The sequence below is a fragment of the Flavobacterium sp. RHBU_3 genome (genome assembly GCF_046613565.1).
Taxonomy (GTDB): Bacteria; Bacteroidota; Bacteroidia; order Flavobacteriales; family Flavobacteriaceae; genus Flavobacterium.
Window position 1 is genome coordinate 59,525 of sequence record NZ_JBKJHC010000004.1, and the last position, 18,888, is coordinate 78,412.

The 18,888-nt window shown below is 44.7% G+C and carries 18 protein-coding genes; 9 read left to right on the plus strand and 9 right to left on the minus strand.

Going from position 1 to position 18,888, the window contains the following annotated elements; genetic code table 11:
- Positions 1 to 87: 87 nt before the first annotated feature.
- From menD to ACLI1A_RS06510, 3 genes are all read left to right on the plus strand, one after another.
- On the plus strand, positions 88 to 1,743 hold the full coding sequence (gene menD / locus ACLI1A_RS06500; RefSeq protein ID WP_411407328.1) for a 2-succinyl-5-enolpyruvyl-6-hydroxy-3-cyclohexene-1-carboxylic-acid synthase: 1,656 nt from the start codon (positions 88 to 90) through the stop codon (positions 1,741 to 1,743).
- A gap of 98 nt (positions 1,744 to 1,841) precedes the next feature.
- Positions 1,842 to 3,017 carry a GlmU family protein gene (locus ACLI1A_RS06505; protein ID WP_411407330.1) on the plus strand — a complete coding sequence of 392 codons (1,176 nt, stop codon included), beginning with the start codon at positions 1,842 to 1,844 and terminating at the stop codon, positions 3,015 to 3,017.
- 3 nt (positions 3,018 to 3,020) lie between these two features.
- A complete protein-coding gene (locus ACLI1A_RS06510) occupies positions 3,021 to 3,632 on the plus strand; it encodes a thermonuclease family protein (protein WP_411407332.1) in 612 nt (203 codons plus the stop codon).
- A 13-nt stretch (positions 3,633 to 3,645) separates the two neighbouring features.
- On the opposite strand, the gene ACLI1A_RS06515 is transcribed toward ACLI1A_RS06510, so the two are convergent.
- The 7 genes from ACLI1A_RS06515 to ACLI1A_RS06545 form a co-directional block, all read right to left on the minus strand.
- Positions 3,646 to 4,089 (minus strand): DoxX family protein, encoded by a 444-nt coding sequence (locus tag ACLI1A_RS06515; protein ID WP_411407334.1) that lies wholly within the window; start codon positions 4,087 to 4,089, stop codon positions 3,646 to 3,648.
- Between the two features lies 1 nt (position 4,090).
- A complete protein-coding gene (locus tag ACLI1A_RS06520; protein ID WP_411407336.1) occupies positions 4,091 to 4,810 on the minus strand; it encodes a DUF2063 domain-containing protein in 720 nt (239 codons plus the stop codon).
- The gene (locus tag ACLI1A_RS06525) at positions 4,804 to 5,628 is read right to left on the minus strand and encodes a DUF692 domain-containing protein (protein WP_411407338.1); all 825 of its coding nucleotides are present in this window, start codon (positions 5,626 to 5,628) and stop codon (positions 4,804 to 4,806) included. Before ACLI1A_RS06525 ends, ACLI1A_RS06520 begins: the two co-directional genes overlap by 7 nt.
- A 62-nt stretch (positions 5,629 to 5,690) precedes the next feature.
- Positions 5,691 to 6,110: a hypothetical protein gene (locus tag ACLI1A_RS06530; RefSeq protein WP_411407340.1), complete on the minus strand. Its 420-nt coding sequence runs from the start codon at positions 6,108 to 6,110 to the stop codon at positions 5,691 to 5,693.
- Between the two features lie 71 nt (positions 6,111 to 6,181).
- A complete protein-coding gene (locus ACLI1A_RS06535; RefSeq protein WP_411407342.1) occupies positions 6,182 to 6,439 on the minus strand; it encodes a hypothetical protein in 258 nt (85 codons plus the stop codon).
- A 3-nt stretch (positions 6,440 to 6,442) separates the two neighbouring features.
- Positions 6,443 to 7,003, minus strand: coding sequence for a sigma-70 family RNA polymerase sigma factor (locus ACLI1A_RS06540; RefSeq protein ID WP_411407344.1), 561 nt, complete (start codon positions 7,001 to 7,003; stop codon positions 6,443 to 6,445).
- A gap of 3 nt (positions 7,004 to 7,006) precedes the next feature.
- Positions 7,007 to 8,608: an ABC transporter substrate-binding protein gene (locus ACLI1A_RS06545; protein ID WP_411407346.1), complete on the minus strand. Its 1,602-nt coding sequence runs from the start codon at positions 8,606 to 8,608 to the stop codon at positions 7,007 to 7,009.
- A gap of 235 nt (positions 8,609 to 8,843) precedes the next feature.
- On the opposite strand from ACLI1A_RS06545, the gene gltB reads away from it, so the two are divergent.
- The 6 genes from gltB (at position 8,844) to mtaB (ending at position 17,181) form a co-directional block, all read left to right on the plus strand.
- On the plus strand, positions 8,844 to 13,367 hold the full coding sequence (gltB, locus tag ACLI1A_RS06550) for a glutamate synthase large subunit (RefSeq protein ID WP_411407348.1): 4,524 nt from the start codon (positions 8,844 to 8,846) through the stop codon (positions 13,365 to 13,367).
- A 241-nt stretch (positions 13,368 to 13,608) separates the two neighbouring features.
- Positions 13,609 to 15,123: a glutamate synthase subunit beta gene (locus tag ACLI1A_RS06555; RefSeq protein WP_411407350.1), complete on the plus strand. Its 1,515-nt coding sequence runs from the start codon at positions 13,609 to 13,611 to the stop codon at positions 15,121 to 15,123.
- 66 nt (positions 15,124 to 15,189) lie between these two features.
- Complete coding sequence (locus tag ACLI1A_RS06560) at positions 15,190 to 15,378, plus strand: hypothetical protein (protein WP_411407352.1); 189 nt, start codon at positions 15,190 to 15,192, stop codon at positions 15,376 to 15,378.
- Positions 15,375 to 15,584, plus strand: coding sequence for a Fic family protein (locus ACLI1A_RS06565; RefSeq protein ID WP_411407354.1), 210 nt, complete (start codon positions 15,375 to 15,377; stop codon positions 15,582 to 15,584). Before ACLI1A_RS06560 ends, ACLI1A_RS06565 begins: the two co-directional genes overlap by 4 nt.
- Before the next feature lie 16 nt (positions 15,585 to 15,600).
- Complete coding sequence (locus ACLI1A_RS06570; RefSeq protein ID WP_411407356.1) at positions 15,601 to 15,744, plus strand: hypothetical protein; 144 nt, start codon at positions 15,601 to 15,603, stop codon at positions 15,742 to 15,744.
- 102 nt (positions 15,745 to 15,846) lie between these two features.
- On the plus strand, positions 15,847 to 17,181 hold the full coding sequence (mtaB, locus tag ACLI1A_RS06575; protein ID WP_411407358.1) for a tRNA (N(6)-L-threonylcarbamoyladenosine(37)-C(2))-methylthiotransferase MtaB: 1,335 nt from the start codon (positions 15,847 to 15,849) through the stop codon (positions 17,179 to 17,181).
- Positions 17,182 to 17,234: 53 nt separating this feature from the next.
- Here the strand turns inward: mtaB and ACLI1A_RS06580 are convergent, their stop codons facing one another.
- Together ACLI1A_RS06580 and ACLI1A_RS06585 are read right to left on the minus strand one after the other, a co-directional pair.
- Positions 17,235 to 17,849 (minus strand): porin family protein, encoded by a 615-nt coding sequence (locus ACLI1A_RS06580; RefSeq protein WP_411407360.1) that lies wholly within the window; start codon positions 17,847 to 17,849, stop codon positions 17,235 to 17,237.
- A gap of 135 nt (positions 17,850 to 17,984) precedes the next feature.
- A complete protein-coding gene (locus tag ACLI1A_RS06585; protein WP_411407362.1) occupies positions 17,985 to 18,881 on the minus strand; it encodes a lytic transglycosylase domain-containing protein in 897 nt (298 codons plus the stop codon).
- Between the last annotated feature and the right edge of the window lie 7 nt (positions 18,882 to 18,888).

Consider the following 18,888-nt stretch of genomic DNA (forward strand, 5'->3'; position numbering starts at 1 on the left):
GCCCCCAACCCCCAAAGGGGGCATTCTCACTCATGCCTTTTATAAGGTATTGTTAGAAATTCCCCCTTTGGGGGTAGGGGGCGTACTATGATTTACCCAAAAATACCCCTGGCGCAGAGCATTATACAAATATGCCTGGCTAAAGGGGTTACTGATATTGTAATTTCCCCGGGGTCGCGAAATGCTCCCCTTACCATTGGCTTTGCCAGTAATCCTGAGTTCAACTGTTATAGTATAGCTGATGAGCGCAGCGCTGCCTTTTTTGGGCTGGGACTGGCACAGCAGCTAAAAAAGCCTGTGGCACTGGTGTGTACATCGGGGTCGGCATTGCTTAACTACTACCCGGCGGTTTCTGAGGCTTTTTACAGCCAGATTCCTCTTATTGTTATTTCTGCCGACAGGCCTAAAAGCAAGATAGACATTGGCGACGGACAAACCATACGCCAGGAAAATGTGTATGCAAACCATATATTACTTAGCGCTAATTTAGAGGAAGATGCATCTCCCGAAAATGATGCCCTTATAAACAAAGCCATTGCAGTAGCACGCTATGACAAAGGTCCGGTGCATATAAATGCCCCGTTTGAAGAGCCTTTATATGAAACTACTAATATGCCTACAGTACAGGTAGATGTACAGCTTATTTCGCCACCGGTATACCAGCTTGATGAAGTGCCGGAGAATGCTGCAATTTGGAATACAGCGGCTAAAAAGTTGGTCCTTGTAGGGGTAAATGAGCCCGGCACCATAGATGCTGAGATTATAAATTACCTTGCTACAGACCCTACAGTTGTGGTAATGACCGAAACAACCAGCAACCTGCACCACGATAGTTTCCTGAACAGTATAGATACCATAATAACCCCGTTTACAGCAGATGATTTTGAAGCCTGGAAACCCGATGTGCTGCTTACCTTTGGTGGTATGGTGGTGAGTAAAAGGGTAAAGGCATGGCTACGCAAATACAAGCCACAGCACCACTGGCACGTAGACCCGTTAAGGGCTTATGATACCTATAGTGCACTTACAAAACATTTTACCGTAACCCCAAGTGAGTTCTTCGGGGCGTTTTTGCCTCTTGTTACTCCGGGAACGGGTACCTATAAAGAAACAGCCCTATCGCTGAAAGCGTACCGTAAGGTTAAGCACGATATTTACCAGGAAAAAATACCATTTTCAGATCATAAGGTATTTGGCTCCCTGCTGCCTACATTGCCTGTGGGTAGCCAGTTACAAATAAGTAACAGTTCGGCTATTCGTTATGCACAGCTGTTTGATATACACGCCGGGGTAGAGGTGTTTTGTAACCGCGGCACCAGTGGTATAGACGGCAGCAGCAGTACTGCTGTAGGTGCAGCTGTAGCCAGTGGCAAACAAACCGTATTACTTACCGGAGATATTAGCTTTTTGTATGACAGCAATGCCTTTTGGAACAGCTATGTACCCGAAAGCTTCAGGGTGATACTCATAAACAATGCAGGTGGCGGTATTTTCCGTATTTTACCGGGGCATACCGAAAATGCCGTGTTTAATACCTTCTTTGAAACCACACACCACCATACTGCCGAACATTTGGCACGTATGTTTGGGTTTGATTACATCACTGCAACCGATGAGGCTTCATTAAATACTGGCCTTAATGGTTTCTATGACCTTACGGGCAAACCTAAAATACTGGAAATTTTTACCCCAATGCGTGAAAACGACCATATACTGCTACAATATTTTAAAGAGTTGGTTTAGCAGGGTTTCTTAGCCACTAAGCGATTTTGCCCAGTGGCTAAGAAACTTATTAGCTAACAAACTTTTCCCTACCTTTGAAACTTAAACCTGAACCAGAAATGAACTACATACTTTTTGACGGGCCTGTACGCAATGCCCTGCTGCCATTTACCTTTACCCGCCCTGTAGCCGATATTCGTGTAGGCATACTTACCATTCGCGAAAAGTGGGAAAGGGTTTTAGGGTACACCACCACAACTGTTACCGAAGAGTACCTTGGTGAAAAATATCCTATGGTAGAAATGGAAGAGAATGTGCTTATAAACAGCGCCTATCTGCCAAATGAGGTACTTGCCGAAATGGTACGCTCTTTAGAGCCTAATCAGGCTATATTTTGTGCTGATGAGGTTGTGGCTTTTTATGCCAATGATACCCAGGATGAAGTAGATTTTGATAGTTATGAGATACTGGAAATTTCAGACGACGTTTTAAAAATAGAGCACGTATGGGACATCTTTAAAAAGAACGATGCAGCCCTGCGCGAAGATTTTGAAATGCTTACCGAAGGCCGCGAGTCGCAGGACATACCGGCCAGTGTAAATACCATAGCACCCCATAATATTTTTATAGAGGAAGGTGCCAAACTGGAGTATGTAACCCTTAACGCTTCTACCGGGCCTATATACATAGGCAAGAATACCGAAATTATGGAAGGCTCTATTATACGCGGGCCGTTTGCACTATGCGAAGGCGCGGTGGTAAAAATGGGTGCCAAAATTTATGGAGCTACTACTGTGGGGCCGGAGTGCCGTGTAGGGGGTGAGGTGAGTAATTCGGTTATGTTTGGCTACAGTAACAAGGGGCATGACGGTTTTTTGGGCAACTCTGTATTAGGTGAGTGGTGTAACCTGGGTGCCGATACTAACAACTCAAACCTGAAAAACAACTACGACGAAGTAAAACTATGGAGCTATGAGAAAAACAGTTTTGTAAAAACCGGACTTCAGTTTTGCGGGCTTTTTATGGGCGACCATAGTAAGAGCGGTATCAATACCATGTTTAATACCGGTACTGTAGTAGGGGTATGCGCTAATATTTTTGGGGGTGGCTACCCGCGTAATTTTATACCGAGTTATTCTTGGGGTGGCGCTGCCGGTATGGTAACGTACCAGCTGGAAAAAGCATTCCAGACAGCTGAGGAAGTTATGGCACGCCGCCATGTAACTTTTACCGAAGAAGATGCCGCCATACTGCGCGAAGTATACGAGCAAACCGAAATGCTGCGCAAACTGTAAGCAATGGCAAAGCGGAATAATAAAAAAACTGGACTTGGTTTAGTTACCATTGGTATTGCTATAATTCTGCTGGTGTTTAACCTGGGCAGGCTTAGCAAAGGCAACGACGATAAAGCGCCCTATCCGTACGGGCAAAAGCCATATAAGGAAACTAAAGAGAAGAAAACAGCAAAGCCGAAAGAGCTGCGCGAGCTTTCTACCTTTACCGGAAAAGTTATAGGCATAAAAGACGGCGATACCTTTGAGGTGTTGTATGATAGCATACCCGAGCGTGTGCGCCTTGCTGAGATAGACTGCCCCGAAAAGAAGCAGGCTTTCGGGATGCGTGCAAAACAATTTGCATCAGATCTTTGTTTTGGTAAAACCGTAACCGTGGTAAATACCGGTCGAGACCGTTATGGGCGTATTGTAGGTAAGATTACCACCGAAGACGGTACCAATGTAAATGAGGAACTGGTTAAGGCAGGTTTTGCATGGCACTACAAACAATACAGCCAAAATCCTCAGCTTGATGAATACGAGCAACAGGCACGAGAACAGCGCCTGGGCTTGTGGGCAGATAATAACCCTACACCACCCTGGGATTACCGAAAAAGTAAACGTACAAAGAGATAGAAAGTGCCGCAGTTTATGCGGCTTTTTTGCTTATTAAATAATCAAGGCTCCATTTGCCTGGGCCATATACCAGCAGTGTAAAAAGCATTAAAATGTAATATAGCGGTATTTCATAGCCGTTGTTACCCGCTTCAAAACCATTTTCCCAGTGTACGGTTTTTATGGCTACAAGCATTACAAATAGTAAGGGAACGGTTATTATCCGGGTGGCAAACCCTAATGCCAGGAAAATAAATCCTACAAGTTCAGTATATGCCGCCAGGTATGCATTAATCAGAGGGAATGGTATGTCCATTCCGCTAAACCATTCGGCTATATCATTTATGTTTTTTATTTTCATCAATGCAGGGTTCATAAAGCCATAGGCCAAAACCAGCCTGATGAAAAATAAGGGCGCTTCTTTCAGGGTAAGCAGCTTTTCGGCTGCCCACCGGTTTAAATCAATAAGTTTTTTCATGTTATATAAAGATTAGGTGATTGTGTACCGATTGTTCTATAAAATTGTCAGTAGCAAATAGTGCTGTTTCAGTATCGGTATAGGTGCTGAGTATTGCTGTAATGTTTTCTTTTGTAAGTGGTTGTTCATCCATCTGCTCTAATACTGCCACAAAGGGTATGGATAAATTGGTAAAATGCACAGCACCGGTTTCGGGATGACGGTGTAACGATACAAAGTATACGCCTTTATCTTCAGTAGAAATCATGGATGCTTTTTTTAGGTGTAGCGGATATTCTGTTCTTAGCAGCCTGATTTCGGGATTCAGGTAATAATATCCTGTTACCCTGTTTGACGGAAGTGCCGCATCAGGCATCATAAAAACGGCTACTTCCTGCCATTCCAGTTCCAGCAAATCCGGTAGGCAAAAAAAACGGTCTGTCAGTTCTTTTTCGGTTTGAATTACATAGTCTTTAAATTCCTCGGGCATCATCCATATCTGTGGATGCTGCACTTTATGCGATGCAAAAAAACGCTGAACAAGTTGCTCCCATTTTTTTCTTTTTAGTAGTTTTCTTGCCAGTGGGTATGCTGCCGTAATGCTGTCCAGCACGTTGTTAAAAACCAATCGTCTGTAATGGTGTACGTTTTCATGGTTTACACCTGTAATGGCTTCATAGTCGCCCGTACGGCAATACTCCGCCAGCAGCGACATATTAGTATGAGTAGTATCTTTTAGCATGGCACAGCACGTTTTATACTTTTGTTTTTTATCTGTTGCAGGTTGTGCAACTCCTGCTGGAGCAAGCCAAGCTCGGGGATGTTAAAGTCGCGTTCTAATAAAACAGGTACATCGCGACCTAATAACTCCATTGTGTATTCAAAAAGATTATATACCGGGTCAATGATCTCCTCGCCATGGGTATCGATAATCAAGTCAGGGCTTACCTGTGTGTGCCCGGCCATGTGGATGTAGCTTACGTTTGAAAGATCGAGCTGACGTAAAAAAACTTCAGGATTGTATTTATGGTTAAAGCCGTTTACATAAACATTGTTTACATCCAGTAACAGGTTGCATCCTGATTCCGAAAGGACACCGTTTATAAATGCTGCTTCGGTAAGTTCGGGAGCTACGGGTGTGTAGTAACTCACAATTTCTATTGCTATTTTTCTTTCCAGTATATCCTGCGCCTGCCTTATTTTTTTTGAAACATGTTTTATGGCATCTTCCGTAAAGGGTATGGGCAGCAGGTCAAACAAATGTGCGTTGTCGCATTTGCTGAAACTAAGGTGTTCAGAATACAGCACGGCGCCCGTTTCGTTAAGAAACTCCTTTACCTGTTTAAGGAAGCTTAGGTCCAGCGGTTCCGGACTACCCAGTGATAGCGAAAGCCCATGGGTATACAGCGGGTATTTTTCTAATACCTTCCGAAACATTTTTTTGTAATATCCGCCCACATTTATCCAGTTCTCAGGTGCTACTTCCACAAACGACGGAGCAAGTGCATTGCTGTTTGCAAATTCCTCTGCAAAATCTTTCCTGTATCCTATGCCTACCATAACTGTTGTTTTTTAGTAGTAAGCCGGCAGTTATATGCTGCCGGCTCAAAATGCTTTTTTACTTAGTTAGATGCTTTTTTTTCTCCGCAGCTGGCTTCAGTAGATTTAGCCTCAGCGGTTTTTTTGGCAGCTTTTTTCGAAGTTTTTTTGGCGGCTTTCTTTTCAGTTTTTTTGTCTTTGCTGTCACCGCATTTTCCCTCACCACATTTTCCTTCGCCGCATTTTGCGTCTTTGGCTTTGGCTTCGGTTTTTGTGTCGGCTTTTTTCTCTCCGCATGCACCTTCTATGGTTTTAAGCGCATTTTCAGCATTTACAAGGTTGCTTGTAAAACCATCAGTCATAAGGCGTGCACGCAGCTGCGACCCTGTTCCAAGTGTGTTAAAGTCTAACGAAGTTTTTGCTGTTGCATCGGCAGTTGTAGCAAATAGGGCACCGGCTACAAGTGTACCGGTTAACAGTGAAGATTTCTTTAAATTTTTCATGGTTAAAAGTTTTTATTAAACGTTATTTGAATGTATATACGTTTAAAACTTTCCTACCTGACAAAAAAAATCTATTTTTTTTCAATTATTTTTTCAAGGATAGTGTTTCTGGCTGTTTCCGAGAGTTTTAGGTCTTTCGGTTTTTGCTCTTGAAGGTGTTTTACGGCCTGTTCTATCCATGCACTTTGCTTTTCATAGCGGCGGCAAATGGAGCAGATGGTAGTGTGTATGCGCAGTTGTATGGTTTCACTTACGGTAAGCGAAACTAATTGCCTTTTATCAATCAGGCCGGTGGCTTTTTTACAGGATATTTTCAGCGTCGTAATCATTTTCTATCGTATCCAGTTTAGTTCTATACATTTTTTCAACAGCAATTTGGCCCTGTGTGTTACCTGCCAGTAATTAGACGTAGAAATATTCAGTTCCTTACATATTTCTTTACTGTCCTTATCCAGTATATATTTTGCCTGTATTATAAGACTCCAGTTTTCGGGCAACTTTTTTATGCAAAGGGCCAGTATGTTATTAAAGTCGGGGTTGTCAAGCCAGTTGTCACTACCGGTGGCATATTCGCCTTTTTTCCAGTGGTCTTTTTCATCAAACAGGTCGTCGCTTGCGTTTATCCAGGCATTGTTTTCTCGCGAAAACAAATTTTCCTCCCTTGCTTTCTTGCGGTAGTAATCAATAATTTTATTGTTTAGTATGGTAAAAAGCCAGGTCTTGGGGCTACTGCTGCCATTGTAATTCTCGTAGCTGTTAAATGCAGAGATGTAGGTTTCCTGAACCAGGTCTTCGGCTGTTTCCCTATCATGGGTTTTATAGTACGCCCATGAATACAGCGCATCGCCATACTCATTTACCCATTCTTTTACCTGTAATGATTTTGCATCCACAACTTACAGTTTTTTCACTCGTTTTAATACCAGTAGGTTTAGTGGGTTAATGCCTAATCCTGTTACGTTTTTTTGTGTAAAGCGCGATGCCTTGTCATAAAACAACGGAATAATAGGGGCTTCTTCCATTACAAGTTCATCCATTTGGCGGTACAGCTCAAAGCGCTTTGTATCATCCGTTTCCAGGAAAGCGGCTTCGTACAGCGCATCAAATTTCGGGCTGCTGAAGTGCGTATAGTTTGGCCCGCCCGGCGCAAAGTTTTTACTGTAAAACAGGCTCAGGTAGTTCTCTGCATCGGGGTAGTCGGCTATCCAGGTTGCCTTAAAGAAAGGAGCTTTACCAGTAGCAATACTTTGTGTAAGGGTAGTAGGAGGGTTAATATCCACTTCTACCGTAAGTCCTATTTTTTGCCACTCGCGTTGGGCATATTCACCCAGGTCGGCATAACTGGCGGTAGTGCTCATTTGTATTTTTGGATTGTTATCGCCGGTAGCTTTTTTGTATTCTGCTACCAGTTCGCGGGCTCTTTGTGGGTCATATTCGTAACCTTTGGCACCATATCCACCTAGCCCGGTAGGAATTATTCCGTGCGATGCTCCTGTACCCATGCCGTTTCGCAGGTACTTTATCATCTTTTCTTTGTCAAAGCCATAGTTAAGCGCCTGCCTCAGCCTTTTATCTTTCAGGGCTGCATTGTCGCCATCCATCCTAAAGCCCATATACTCGGTATTTAGGTAAGGGCCGGTAATCATGGTTACCTTATCCTTGTATTTTGGTTGCAGTTCGCCTTTAGGGGTAAGTATCTCATCCTTATAGCTGGGATCCAGCCCCGATACAAAGTCCAGCTTGCCTTGTACAAATTGCAGGAAACCGCTTTGCTTATCAGGTAAAAAGGTAATTGCTACGGCTTCCATGTATGGTAACTGCACACCTTTTTCATCGTGCTCGTAGTACAGCGGGTTTTTGCGGAGCACCAGCTTTACATTTTCCTCCCATAATTTAAACCGGAACGGCCCGGTACCTATGGGATTCGAACGGAAATCGTAACCTTGTTTTTCAAAAGCTTCGTGCGGCACTACCGAAGCGTACTTCATGGTAAGCAGCCCCAGGAAGGCAGGGAAGGTTTTGTTTAGTTTTATTTCAAAAATACAGTCGTTTACAGCTTTAAAGTCTTCAACGCTTTGCAATATCCACCCGCCGGGTGAGGCCACTTTTTCATCGCGCAGGCGGTTCAGGCTGTATGCAAAGTCGCGCGCATTTACGGTACGGGTACTGTCTTTCCCGAAAATGGCATTCTTGTGGAAGTATACATCGTTTCGCAGGGTAAACGTATAGGTTTTTCCGTCGGGCGAAATCGTCCACGATTTGGCTATATCGGGCTGCACGCGCAGGCTGTCGTCCAGTTGTACCAGTCCGTTAAAAAGCTGGTTGCATACCCATATACTGGGGCGTATTTTGGCAAATGCAGGATCCAGCGAGTTTACTGCGGCGTTTTCGTTATATCGAAATACTTGTTTGTCCTGATTGGTTTTTGTCTTATCAGAGCATGAAAAAAAGATTAACAAAATTGCTCCGATATATAGATATTTCAAAAAATTGCCCATCAATAATTAATAATGTAACGATTAGGTGCTATTTGTGATTTTATTATTAAATTTTCTTTACCCTAAGGCAAAATTGATTGCGTTTTATAAGGTGTTTTCGGTTGTAGGGCTTGTTATGCTGTCTTGTTTTAACATTTATTGTGTAAATTTTTCATAATTTAACCGCCCGTTTTCTTAACACCGGTTTACCACGCGGGTATAAAGATAAACGGATTTTACGTAACAAACAGGAGACATGGATATTTTAATGGAGAATGAACACAAAGGGCTCTATGACCCCCGGCATGAGCATGATGCCTGCGGTATAGGATTTGTGGCCAGTATTAAGGGGCGCAAAAGCCACCAGCACATTTCGGATGCGCTTACCATACTGGAAAACCTGGAGCACCGCGGTGCTTGCGGCTGTGAGAACAACACGGGCGACGGAGCGGGTATTTCGTTTCAGGTGCCCCATGCTTTTTTGGTAAGCGAGTGTGTACAACTGGGTATTAAATTACCCGAAGCAGGTCAGTACGGTGTAGGTATGGTATTCTTCCCAAAGGGATTAGTGGAAGACTGCAAGGAAATCTTCGCCGAAACTGCCGAACAGCTTGGACTTGATATTTTAGGCTATCGTAAGGTGCCGGTAAACCGCCATGGGATAGGCGATACCGCACTGAGTGTAGAGCCCGAAATAGAGCAGGTGTTTATTAAGCGCCCGGAACACATTACCGAGGATATTGCTTTTGAGCGAAAGCTGTTTGTACTGCGCAATTATGCGTCGCACACTATTAATTCGATTATTCGTAAAAACGAAACGGGCTATTATATAGCTTCACTTTCGTCGCAGACTATTGTATATAAAGGACAGCTCACAAGCGAGCAGGTACGCCATTATTTCCCGGATTTGCAAAGCAAGCGCATGACAAGTGCCTATGCCTTGGTACACTCGCGTTTTGCTACCAATACGTTCCCGTCGTGGGCATTGGCGCAGCCGTTTCGCTACATAGCGCACAACGGCGAAATCAATACGCTTCAGGGCAACCTTAACTGGCTGCGTACGAATGAAAAAAACTTTGCTTCTCCACATTTTACACAGGAGGAAATTAATATGTTGCTGCCGTTAGTTCCAGGTAAGCAATCCGATTCGGCAAGCCTTGATAATATGGTGGAGATGCTGATGCTTAGTGGTCGCAGCCTTCCGCACGTACTCATGATGCTGATACCGGAAGCCTGGGACGAAAATGAAGCACTGGATCCTGTTCAGAAAGCTTTCTACGAATACCACTCATGCCTTATGGAGCCTTGGGATGGCCCGGCTGCCGTGTGCTTTAGCGATGGTAAAATGATAGGTGCTACCCTGGACCGTAACGGACTGAGACCGATACGCTATAGCATAACCAAAGATGGCCGTATGATACTGGCTTCTGAAACGGGAGTACTCGGACTTCATGCTTCTGAGGTGGTAAAGAAAGGTCGTTTGCGCCCTGGCAAAATGCTGGTGGTAGACTTGGAACAAGGCGAACTGATAACTAACGACAAGCTTAAAAAAGGAATATGCAGCCAAAAGCCGTATGGCGAATGGCTTGAGACATATAAAATTACCATGAGCAAGGTGCCTGAGCCGCGTATTACGTTTACGCCCCTGGCACACCATCAGGTGTTTAAGTACCAAAAAACCTTCGGGTATACAACCGAGGCTATAGAGGACATCATTATGCCTATGGCGCTTACCGGTAAGGAACCGGTGGGTTCTATGGGTACTGATACGCCGCTGGCAGTACTAAGCCAGGAGCCGCAGCATTTAGCCAATTATTTTAAACAGCTTTTTGCTCAGGTAACCAATCCACCGATTGACCCGATTCGTGAAAAACTGGTAATGTCATTGGCAAGTTTTGCCGGAACCAGTGGTAACATTCTGGCAGAAGACCCATTGGCGGCACACAGCATTATACTGCGTCATCCTATACTGGATAACCATTACCTGGAAAAAATCCGCAGTATGGATACCGGAACGTTCCAGAGCAAAACCATACAAGGGTATTTCCGTGCCGATGGAAGTCCTGATGCGCTTAAAAAAGCGTTGGATCGTGTATGCCGATATGCGGTAGATGCTGTAGAAGACGGTTACCGTATGCTTATCCTGCAAGACAGGGCTATAGACTCGCGCCATGCACCCATACCGTCGTTATTATTGGTAGCAGCGGTACACCACCACCTTATCCGTAAGGGTATTCGTGGGGAGGTGGGCATCATTTCCGAAGCCGGCGACGTTTGGGAAGTACACCATGCCGCCTGCCTTATTGCTTACGGTGCTACGGCTATTAACCCATACATGGCATTTGCTACCATACGCGACAGGGTAGAGGAAGGAAAAACCGACACCAATCTTAGTGCAGAAGAATTAAAAGAAAATTATATAGATGCCATGAAAGGCGGTCTGCTTAAGGTATTTTCTAAAATGGGAATTTCTACCTTCCAGAGTTATCAGGGAGCGCAGATATTTGAAATACTGGGCATCAGCCGCCAGGTGGTAGATACCTATTTTAGCGGTACGGTAAGCAATATTGAAGGGCTTAAACTGGATGATATAGCCGAAGAAGCCCTTATAAAACACCGCTTCGCATTTAGTAATAAACAAATACCAAGCGACAGGCTGCCGGTAGGTGGTGAGCTGCAATGGAAACGTAAGGGTGAGTTTCACCTGTTTAACCCGCAGACCATTCACCTGCTGCAACTGAGCACGCGTACCGATAATTATGAGCTGTTTAAGAAATATAGCCGACTGGTAAACGAGCAGGGTGAAAAAGCCTGTACGCTCCGTAGCCTGTTAGAATTTAATAAACAACGTAAATCGATTGCTATTGAAGAGGTAGAACCTGCCGAGAATATTTACAAACGCTTCTCTACCGGGGCCATGAGTTTTGGTTCCATTTCGTGGGAGGCGCATACTACATTGGCATTAGCCATGAATAAATTAGGAGCCCGCAGCAATACCGGTGAGGGTGGGGAAGACGAAACCCGCTACGAGCCGCTTGCCGATGGTGCCAGTATGCGTTCGAGCATTAAGCAGGTAGCCAGTGGGCGTTTTGGCGTAACAAGCCGTTACCTTACCGAAGCCGATGAACTGCAAATAAAAATGGCGCAGGGAGCCAAACCGGGCGAAGGCGGTCAGCTTCCGGGTGAAAAGGTAGACGAATGGATAGGCCGTACACGCCATGCTACGCCGGGTGTAGGGCTTATATCGCCGCCACCGCACCACGATATTTATTCTATTGAAGATTTGGCACAACTTATCTTCGACCTTAAGAATGCCAACCGTGCCGCGCGTATCAGCGTGAAGCTGGTAAGTAAAGCAGGTGTGGGGACCATAGCTTCGGGGGTTACAAAGGCTAAGGCCGATGTAGTGCTGGTATCAGGATTTGATGGTGGTACCGGTGCTTCACCTATAAGTTCTATTAAGCATGCGGGGCTTCCGTGGGAACTTGGCCTTGCCGAAACCCACCAAACCCTTATTAAAAATAAATTGCGTCCGCGTGTTACCGTTCAGGTCGATGGGCAAATGAAAACCGGACGCGATATAGCCATAGCGGCACTGCTTGGTGCCGAAGAATGGGGTGTAGCCACGGCTGCCCTTGTAGTTGAAGGCTGTATACTAATGCGCAAATGCCACCTGAACAGTTGCCCTGTAGGGGTTGCCACGCAGGATAAGGAATTGCGTAAGCGTTTTACCGGCGAAGTAGACCACGTGGTGAACCTGTTTAAGTTCATTACCGAAGAATTGCGTGAAATCATGGCGGAGCTTGGTTTCCGTACTGTAGACGAAATGATAGGTCAGGTAGATAACCTGAAACAACGTGAGGATATTGAATACTGGAAACATAAAAACATCGACCTGGGCAGGGTACTGTATAAAGAACCGAATCCGGATAATGTAAGCCTTTACAAAACCGAAGAGCAGGATCACGGTCTTGATGGTATACTCGACTGGCAATTGCTTGAAAAAGCCCAACCCGCGCTTACCAAAGGCGAAAAAGTGGAGGCAGAATTCAACATACGGAATATAAACCGTGCGGTAGGTACGCTGCTGAGTAACGAGATTAGCAAAGTGTACAAAAGCGCAGGATTACCCGATGATACCATAAACTTCAAGTTTTACGGTGCAGCAGGGCAGAGCTTTGGAGCATTTGCTGCCAAAGGGCTTACCCTGCGTATAGAGGGCGATTCTAACGACTATGTAGGCAAAGGCCTAAGTGGCGGTAAGCTGATTATTTGCCCTCCGGCCAATGCAGGCTTTAAACCAGAAGCTAATAGCGTGGCAGGTAATGTGGTGCTGTATGGCGCTACCAGTGGCGAGGCGTATATCTACGGACGTGCCGGTGAGCGTTTTGCAGTACGGAACTCGGGTGCTACGGTGGTTGTAGAAGGTATTGGTGACCACGGTTGCGAGTATATGACCGGTGGGCGTGTAGTAGTACTGGGTAAAATAGGCCGCAACTTCGGGGCGGGTATGAGCGGTGGTATTGCGTACATCTATGACATTCATAAGGATTTTGCCGAGCGTTGCAACCCCGAAATGATAGACCTGGAACAGTGCAACGATGCCGATAAGGAAGAACTGCACGGATTGCTGCAAAAACACTATGAGTATACTAACAGTGCTACGGCCAACTTTATACTGAAAGATTTTGATAACCAGGTGGGCAGCTTTGTAAAAGTATTCCCTAAAGAGTACAAAAAGGCGCTGCAAAAGCAGGCTGAAGCCGCAAAGGTGAAGTAGTTTTAAGGTGGTAAGTACAAAGTATCAAGTATTAAGAAGTGGTGCTCCTGCAAGGTCTCAATAACCTTGTAGGTGTTAAAATAAATGGTTGACCACCCCGCCCTACGGGCGCCCCTCCGAAGGAGGGGAATTGAAGCGCTGGACAAGCAGAGTGGTATTCCCCTCCTTCGGAGGGGTGGCTGAAAGCCGGGGTGGGAAAATAAAACCTTGCAGGTTGAGAACGTCGCTAAATTGACAAAAAATGAAGCAGGAAAAAATAACAGGATTTAAACTATACGAGCGCGAACTGCCTCAGGGAGAACCTGTAGAGCAGCGCATTACACATTATAAAGAATTTACCAAGCCCTATACTGATGAAAAACTGCAACAGCAGTCGGCACGGTGTATGGATTGTGGTGTACCGTTTTGCCATAGCGGCTGTCCGCTGGGCAACGTAATACCGGAGTTTAACGACGCGGTATTCCATGAAAAATGGGAGGAAGCCTACGAGATATTGAGCAGTACCAATAACTTCCCGGAATTTACCGGAAGGATTTGCCCTGCTCCTTGTGAGTCGTCTTGTGTGCTTAATATTAACCGTCCGGCTGTGGCTATTGAGGCTATTGAAAAGCATATTATCGAAATTGCTTTTGAAAAAGGCTTTGTAAAACCCTTTTTGCCCGAAAACCGTACCGGAAAACGTGTAGCTATTGTGGGTAGTGGCCCGGCAGGGCTTGCTGCGGCAGACCAACTGAATGCGGTAGGCCACAGTGTTACCGTGTTTGAGAAAGATGATGCCGCAGGAGGATTACTACGCTACGGTATCCCGGATTTTAAACTGGAAAAGAGTATAATAGACCGCCGTATCGCCCTTATGGAGCAAAGCGGTGTGCAGTTTCAGTACCACGCCAATGTAGGAGTAAATGTGTTCCTGTCGGATATACTGCACGAGTTTGATGCACTGGTACTTGCTGGTGGCGCTATGATTCCACGTGATGTTGAGGTTCCGGGCAGGGAGCTGAACGGGGTGCATTATGCCATGGAATACCTGAAACAGCAAAATAAGCGTGTGGCAGGCAAAGACCCATTGGCAGGTGCCGGCATAGAAAGTAATATTGTTGATTTTGATATTATTGCCAAAGACAAACACGTAGTTATTATAGGTAGTGGCGATACAGGCAGCGACTGCATAGGTACCAGCATCCGCCAGGGGGCAAAGAGTGTTACGCAGTTGGCACTGATGCACCAACTGGGGACTGAGCGTCCGCCGTACACGCCTTGGCCTGATTACCCGGATGTGTACAGAACATCGTCATCTCAGGAGGAGGGGTGCGAGCGTTTGTTTGCTACCGCTACCAAAGAGTTCATTGGCGATGAAAACGGGAATCTTACTGGCATTAAGGTAGCCGACCTGCATTGGGAGTTTACCCCGGACGGTCGTCGTTTACGTTCGGTAGAAAATCCGGGTTCAGAGCGCATACTTCCTTGTGACATTGCTCTGATAGCCATAGGTTTCTCTAAACCTGAACAATTACTTTTAGACCGCTATAACCTGGCCAAAGACGCCAAAGGTAATGTATTAGCAAATGAGGTTACGTATAAGACCTCACACAACAAAATGTTCTCTTGTGGCGATATGCGCCGCGGGCAGAGCCTTGTAGTGTGGGCCATAAGCGAAGGACGTGAGTGTGCCCGTAATGTAGACGAGTTTCTTACCAAAGAGGCCTCTGTGCTGGAGAATAAAGATGCAAATCTTGAAACAAGGGCTTTTGGTTAATGGAGCAATGTAATAATTGCTTAATGTAGCGATGGAATTTGTAGCTTTGTAATAAGAACGTTGATTATGAGTACGGCAGAAATAAAACTGGAAATAGAAAAGGTACTGGATACCATTCCTGAAGATACTCTTAGTAGTGTGCTTGAGTATCTTAAAGGTGTTGCGGTTGCTAAAAAAGAAGATGTGCTTTTTTCTGAAAACCTAAGAAAGATAATAGAAGAAGATAGTGAGCTTTTACATAAACTGGCGCAATGACACTGCAGCAAGTACTACAGGCACATGCTGTATTAATAGATAAATTTGGTGGTTCGCAGGGTGTTCGCGACATGAACGGACTCGATGCTGCACTGAATCGTCCTTTTGCTACCTTCGGAGGTGAAGACTTATATCCAGCCGCAGTTGATAAAGCCGCAGCTGTTCTCGAAAGTATTCTTATTAACCCCATTTATAGATGGAAATAAACGCACAGGTTATGTAATGATGCGTATGTTTTTGTTAAAGGAAGGGCAGGATATAATGGCATCTCAGGAAGAAAAATATAGGTTTGTAATTGAGGTGACCGAAGGTAAACATACCATTGATTCAATCAGGGAGTGGATAGCTGCACATTTGGTTAAATAAGTGCAATAAAATGCCTTAAGGGTTTAATCGGGCAAAGTTTTATAACTCAACTTTTGTTTGTACCTTTGCGCCCTTATTTATAAGGCTTTAGGGCTAATGATTATGGAAAACAGGAAAAAAGTCGCTTTTTACACGCTGGGTTGCAAACTGAATTTCTCTGAAACCAGTACTATTGCACGCAGTTTTGCTGAAGATGGTTTTGACAGGGTGGATTTTGAAGATCCTGCCGATATTTATGTAATCAACACGTGTTCGGTTACAGATAATGCCGATAAACAGTTTAAGCAGATTGTAAAGAAGGCCCTGAAGACTAATGATAAAGCCTTTATTGCTGCCGTGGGCTGCTATGCCCAGCTGAAGCCGGAAGAACTTGCCGCTGTAGATGGCGTAGACCTTGTACTTGGCGCTACCGAAAAATTTAAAATTACCGACTACATAAACGATCTGAGCAAAAACGATATGGGTGAGGTGCACTCGTGCGAAATTGCCGAGGCCGATTTTTATGTGGGAAGCTACTCTATAGGCGACCGTACCCGTGCTTTCCTGAAAGTTCAGGATGGTTGTGACTACAAGTGTACCTACTGTACCATTCCATTGGCACGTGGTATTTCACGCAGTGATACTTTAGAAAATGTATTGAAAAACGCAGCCGAAATCTCTGCACAAAACATTAAGGAAATAGTACTTACCGGGGTGAACATAGGTGATTATGGTAAAGGTGAGTTCGGTAATAAAAAACACGAGCATACTTTTTACGAACTGGTACAGGAACTGGATAAGGTAGAAGGAATAGAGCGTTTGCGTATCTCATCTATAGAGCCTAACCTGCTGCGTAACGAAACCATAGAGTTCGTGAGCCAAAGCCGTACTTTTGTACCGCATTTTCATATACCGCTGCAAAGTGGTAGCGATGATATTCTTAAGCTGATGCGTCGCCGTTATCTGCGCAATGTGTATACCGAGCGTGTGGCTAAAATCCGTGAGGTAATGCCGCATGCCTGTATAGGGGTAGATGTTATTGTAGGATTCCCTGGCGAAACCGACGAGCATTTCCTGGAAACATATAATTTCTTAAACGAACTTGAAATAAGCTACCTGCACGTGTTTACGTACAGTGAGCGCGATAATACGCCTGCTGCCGAAATGGAAGGGGCGGTGCCTGCAAATGTACGTGCCAAACGCAGTAAAATGCTTCGTGGGCTTTCGGTTAAAAAGCGCCGTGCGTTTTACGAAAGCCAAATAGGTACTACGCGTACTGTGTTATTTGAAGGCGAAAACAAGGAAGGCTACATTCATGGCTTTACAGAAAACTATGTGAAGGTAAAAGCGCCGTGGAATCCGGAACTGGTAAATACCCTGCACGAGGTAACACTTACCAAAATAGACGAAGACGGACTGGTACGTTTTGATTTTGTAAACGAACCGGTGTTAGCATAAAAAAACTCAGGCATTGCCTGAGTTTTTTGTTTATTGTTTATTGAATATTTATTTTAAAATTTATACCCTGCTGAAAATGCTATTGTTTCGTTGTTAAGCATGATATCCGGTGTCGCGCTAATATCTAAAATACCGCTTATATAACGTGCCTGAAAAAATAGGCCCATAGGAAGGTCGTAAGCAATCCCGCTAACAAACCCTATGTCTGCTTTTTCAAACTCAGAATTTACGGGTGTTTCTAATGATCCGTCACCATAATATCCACTATATTCCACTTTTCTCTTGGCTCCTGTAAGATATGCTATTTGTGGGCCTGCTTCAATACTTAGTCCCTTATAGATATAAAACTTTGCCAGTACGGGTAATGAAATATAATCAAGCTTATCAAAGTATTTTTCGTGAGAAACTTCCGTGCCATAATATTCGTTAATTATGGTTTTGTTTCCCTGGCGGTTATAAAGCAATTCAGGCTGAAGTGAAAACCAATTGGTAAGTTTAAATTCTGCTACAAATCCTGCGTTTACTCCGGGTGTAAAGTTGTTTTCTAAAACATCACCGGTAAATTGGGAAATGTTAAGCCCTGCTTTTACCCCAAGTTTTATTTTTTGGGCATTGGCACTAAAGCACATAGCGGCAAGTATTGCTGCAGTAAAAATGATTTTTTTCATTGGTTAATAATTGTGATTCGTTGGTTGTAAAACTAACCCTTTTCTTTTAATGTCTGCGTAGAAAAGGATGATTTAATATTTCAATAATACTGTGCATTTCATATGGCTAACGCGGGTACGAAATGCACAATATTTTTAATACCCCGAAAGCGGGATTTCCAGTGTGTACTGCTTTCCGGCAGCGACATCGAGCTTGCGGTCGCGCAGCCATGGGTTGTGTATTTTTAGTATTTTATAGTTAATACCCTGCTCCTTAGCCCAAACAGAAAGATCGGTTACAGATGCTGTTACCGGTACCTGTTTGGTAGGTATAAGGTTGTAAAGTTCTGTAGGGGTAAGGCTAAAGCCGTATTGTGCCGGGTGCTGCATTATCTCTTTCAGTGCCAGTATACGGAATACGTAGCGGCTGGTTTCGTCATTCAGCATCAGGTCATAATAGCTTTCTACACCCTGAAAAGTCATTTGCTTGTTTACACCCGCCACGCCTGCATTGTATGATGCCGCTGCCAGTGTCCACGACCCAAATTTCGACTTGGCCCAAAGCAGGTACTTGCAGGCAGCTTCGGTACTCTTGGCTAAATGATAACGCTCATCTACCAGTTCGTTTATTTCAAGGCCATATTGTTTTCCGGTCTCAGGCATAAACTGCCATACACCGCGCGCACCCGCAGGCGAAACTGCGTTTACCAGTCCGCTCTCTATCACGGCCAGGTACTTAAAGTCGTCAGGCACGCCATATTGTTTCAGTATTGGTTCTACTACAGGGAAAGCCCTGTTGGCACGTTTTATAATCAGTAGGGTAGTAGCGTCAAGGTTTGCATTAACCAGCAGTTCCCTGTCCAGTCTTTCCTTTACATCACTAATATTCAGTGGTGCCTGCTCTCCTGCAAAGTCAATCTGGCTCGGAAAAGCACGTTTATTCTCTGCAATAGCGCTTACGCTATCCTGTTTCTTGTTGTAGGTAGTATTTACCGCTACGCCGCCCAGCAGCACTAATGATGCCGCAATACCTGTATTTTTAATCCATTCCATAATTCCT

What these genes read in the sequence shown, in the direction of transcription:
- menD (WP_411407328.1), top strand. Translation starts at nt 88, where the DNA reads ATGATTTACCCAAAAATACCCCTGGCGCAGAGCATTATACAAATATGC.
- ACLI1A_RS06505 (WP_411407330.1), top strand. Translation starts at nt 1,842, where the DNA reads ATGAACTACATACTTTTTGACGGGCCTGTACGCAATGCCCTGCTGCCA.
- ACLI1A_RS06510 (WP_411407332.1), top strand. Translation starts at nt 3,021, where the DNA reads ATGGCAAAGCGGAATAATAAAAAAACTGGACTTGGTTTAGTTACCATT.
- ACLI1A_RS06515 (WP_411407334.1), bottom strand. Translation starts at nt 4,089, where the DNA reads ATGAAAAAACTTATTGATTTAAACCGGTGGGCAGCCGAAAAGCTGCTT.
- ACLI1A_RS06520 (WP_411407336.1), bottom strand. Translation starts at nt 4,810, where the DNA reads ATGCTAAAAGATACTACTCATACTAATATGTCGCTGCTGGCGGAGTAT.
- ACLI1A_RS06525 (WP_411407338.1), bottom strand. Translation starts at nt 5,628, where the DNA reads ATGGTAGGCATAGGATACAGGAAAGATTTTGCAGAGGAATTTGCAAAC.
- ACLI1A_RS06530 (WP_411407340.1), bottom strand. Translation starts at nt 6,110, where the DNA reads ATGAAAAATTTAAAGAAATCTTCACTGTTAACCGGTACACTTGTAGCC.
- ACLI1A_RS06535 (WP_411407342.1), bottom strand. Translation starts at nt 6,439, where the DNA reads ATGATTACGACGCTGAAAATATCCTGTAAAAAAGCCACCGGCCTGATT.
- ACLI1A_RS06545 (WP_411407346.1), bottom strand. Translation starts at nt 8,608, where the DNA reads ATGGGCAATTTTTTGAAATATCTATATATCGGAGCAATTTTGTTAATC.
- gltB (WP_411407348.1), top strand. Translation starts at nt 8,844, where the DNA reads ATGGATATTTTAATGGAGAATGAACACAAAGGGCTCTATGACCCCCGG.
- ACLI1A_RS06555 (WP_411407350.1), top strand. Translation starts at nt 13,609, where the DNA reads ATGAAGCAGGAAAAAATAACAGGATTTAAACTATACGAGCGCGAACTG.
- ACLI1A_RS06560 (WP_411407352.1), top strand. Translation starts at nt 15,190, where the DNA reads ATGAGTACGGCAGAAATAAAACTGGAAATAGAAAAGGTACTGGATACC.
- ACLI1A_RS06565 (WP_411407354.1), top strand. Translation starts at nt 15,375, where the DNA reads ATGACACTGCAGCAAGTACTACAGGCACATGCTGTATTAATAGATAAA.
- ACLI1A_RS06570 (WP_411407356.1), top strand. Translation starts at nt 15,601, where the DNA reads ATGATGCGTATGTTTTTGTTAAAGGAAGGGCAGGATATAATGGCATCT.
- mtaB (WP_411407358.1), top strand. Translation starts at nt 15,847, where the DNA reads ATGGAAAACAGGAAAAAAGTCGCTTTTTACACGCTGGGTTGCAAACTG.
- ACLI1A_RS06580 (WP_411407360.1), bottom strand. Translation starts at nt 17,849, where the DNA reads ATGAAAAAAATCATTTTTACTGCAGCAATACTTGCCGCTATGTGCTTT.
- ACLI1A_RS06585 (WP_411407362.1), bottom strand. Translation starts at nt 18,881, where the DNA reads ATGGAATGGATTAAAAATACAGGTATTGCGGCATCATTAGTGCTGCTG.